Origin of the sequence: Shinella granuli, assembly GCF_004341885.1 — a bacterium.
GTDB lineage: Bacteria > Pseudomonadota > Alphaproteobacteria > Rhizobiales > Rhizobiaceae > Shinella > Shinella granuli.
In genome coordinates this window covers 1-2,876 of the sequence record NZ_SLVX01000078.1, presented here as the reverse complement: position 1 = coordinate 2,876, position 2,876 = coordinate 1, and the positions used below count along the sequence as shown (strand labels likewise).

The 2,876-nt window shown below is 64.9% G+C and carries 1 protein-coding gene; it reads left to right on the top strand.

From position 1 onward, the window contains the following. The first annotated feature begins 182 nt into the window (after positions 1 to 182). On the top strand, positions 183 to 2,876 hold the full coding sequence (gene acnA / locus EV665_RS31930) for an aconitate hydratase AcnA (RefSeq protein WP_064331898.1): 2,694 nt from the start codon (positions 183 to 185) through the stop codon (positions 2,874 to 2,876).

Here is a 2,876-nt window from a genome sequence, read left to right as displayed (position 1 = left end):
GAAATTATCTATAACGCCGGCGACACGCCAGCGGTCGGCGTGAATTTGATGTTCAGCGCCGAACACGGGAGTGAATTCCGGGTACGGACAGCGGAAATGGCCGCACCCGCATCCCGGCAGGCGCTTTGGCGCGCGGGCGTTCGTACGTCAGTTTCTGGCGACCAGACGGAACGGGGTATAACGTGTCCAGATCCCTAGACAGTTTCAATTGTCGTTCGACCTTGACGGTGAACGGCACCGACTATGTGTATTACAGCCTGCCGAAGGCCGAGGCGAACGGGCTTGCCGGGGTCTCGAAGCTGCCCTATTCGATGAAGGTGCTGCTGGAGAACCTGTTGCGCTTCGAGGACGGCCGTTCGGTGACGAAGGAGCACATCCTGTCGGTCGCCGCATGGCTTTCCAACAAGGGCACGGTCGAGAACGAGATCGCCTATCGCCCGGCGCGCGTCCTGATGCAGGATTTTACCGGCGTTCCGGCGGTGGTGGACCTTGCGGCGATGCGCGATGCGATGGTCTCGCTCGGCGGTGATCCGGAGAAGATCAACCCGCTGGTGCCCGTCGACCTCGTCATCGACCATTCGGTCATCGTCGACGAGTTCGGCACGCCGACCGCCTTTGCCCGCAACGTGGAGCTGGAATACGCGCGCAACGGCGAGCGCTACCGCTTCCTGAAGTGGGGCCAGCAGGCGTTCAAGAACTTCCGCGTCGTTCCGCCGGGCACGGGCATCTGTCATCAGGTCAATCTGGAATATCTGGGCCAGACGGTTTGGACCAAGGACGAAGACGGCGAGATCGTCGCCTACCCGGATACGTGTGTGGGCACGGACAGCCACACGACGATGATCAACGGCCTCGGCGTTCTCGGCTGGGGCGTCGGCGGCATCGAGGCGGAGGCGGCCATGCTCGGCCAGCCGGTCTCCATGCTGCTGCCCGAGGTCATCGGCTTCAAGCTGACGGGCAAGCTGAAGGAAGGCGTGACGGCGACCGACCTGGTGCTGATGGTCGTGCAGATGCTGCGCAAGAAGGGCGTGGTGTCGAAGTTCGTCGAGTTCTTCGGCCCCGGCCTCGACAACATGACGCTGGCCGACCGCGCGACGATCGGCAACATGGGTCCGGAATACGGCGCGACCTGCGGCTTCTTCCCGGTCGATGCCGAGACGGTCAACTACCTGACCATGTCGGGCCGCGAAGAACAGCGCATCGCGCTGGTCGAGGCCTATTCGAAGGCTCAAGGCATGTGGCGTGACGGCGACGGCTCCGACCTCGTCTTCACCGACACGCTGGAGCTCGACCTCGGCGACGTGGTTCCGGCCATGGCCGGCCCGAAGCGCCCGGAAGGCCGCATCCCGCTGGAGAACATCGCCTCGGGCTTTGCGAGCGCGATGGAGAACGACTACAAGAAGCCGGGCCAGCTCGAGAACCGCTATCCGGTCGAGGGCACGGATTACGATCTCGGCCACGGCGACGTGGCGATCGCCGCCATCACGTCCTGCACCAACACGTCGAACCCGTCGGTGCTGATCGCCGCCGGGCTTCTGGCCCGCAACGCGGTCGCGAAGGGCCTGAAGACCAAGCCGTGGGTGAAGACGTCGCTGGCGCCCGGATCGCAGGTCGTCGGCGAATACCTTGCCAAGTCCGGCCTGCAGGCCGATCTCGACGCGCTCGGCTTCAACCTCGTCGGCTTCGGCTGCACGACCTGCATCGGCAATTCCGGCCCGCTGCCGGGTCCGGTCTCCAGGACGATCAACGACAAGGGGCTGATCGCCGCGGGCGTCCTGTCGGGCAACCGCAACTTCGAGGGCCGCATCTCGCCGGACGTGCAGGCGAACTACCTCGCCTCGCCGCCGCTCGTCGTCGCCTATGCGCTGGCCGGCTCCGTGCAGAAGGACCTGACGAGCGAGCCGCTCGGCGAGGACAGGGACGGCAAGCCCGTCTACCTCAAGGACATCTGGCCCTCCTCGCAGGAGATCCAGGCCTTCATCATGAAGTATGTCACGCGCGAGCTCTACGCCTCCAAATATGCCGACGTGTTCAAGGGCGACGCCAACTGGCAGGCCGTGCAGGTGCCGGCGGGCCAGACCTATGCCTGGGACGACCAGTCGACCTATGTGCAGAACCCGCCCTACTTCGTCGGCATGGGCAAGACCGGCTCGGGCCTTTCCGACATCAGGGGCGCGCGGGTGCTCGGCCTGTTCGGCGACAAGATCACCACCGACCACATCTCGCCGGCCGGCTCGATCAAGGCGGCCTCGCCTGCCGGCAGCTACCTGATCGGCCATGGCGTCGGCGTCGCCGACTTCAACCAGTACGGCACGCGGCGCGGCAACCATGAGGTGATGATGCGCGGCACCTTCGCCAATATCCGCATCCGCAACCACATGCTGGGGCCGAACGGCAAGGAGGGTGGCTACACGATCCACTATCCGACGAAGGAGGAGATGTCGATCTACGACGCGGCGATGAAGTACAAGGAGGAGGGCGTTCCGCTCGTCATCTTCGCGGGCGTCGAATACGGCAACGGTTCCTCGCGCGACTGGGCGGCCAAGGGCACCAACCTCCTCGGCGTCAAGGCCGTGATCGCCCAGTCCTTCGAGCGCATCCACCGCTCCAACCTCGTCGGCATGGGCGTCGTGCCCTTCGTCTTCGAGGACGGCACGACCTGGGCGTCCCTCGACCTGAAGGGCGACGAGACCGTCACCATCGAGGGCCTGGAAGGCGACATCAAGCCGCGCGAGAAGAAGATCGCCAGGATCACCTATGCCGACGGCACCGTCAGGGACGTCCCGCTGCTCTGCCGCATCGATACCCTCGACGAGGTCACATACATGAACAACGGCGGCATCCTGCAAACCGTCCTCAGAGACCTCGCCGCCTGA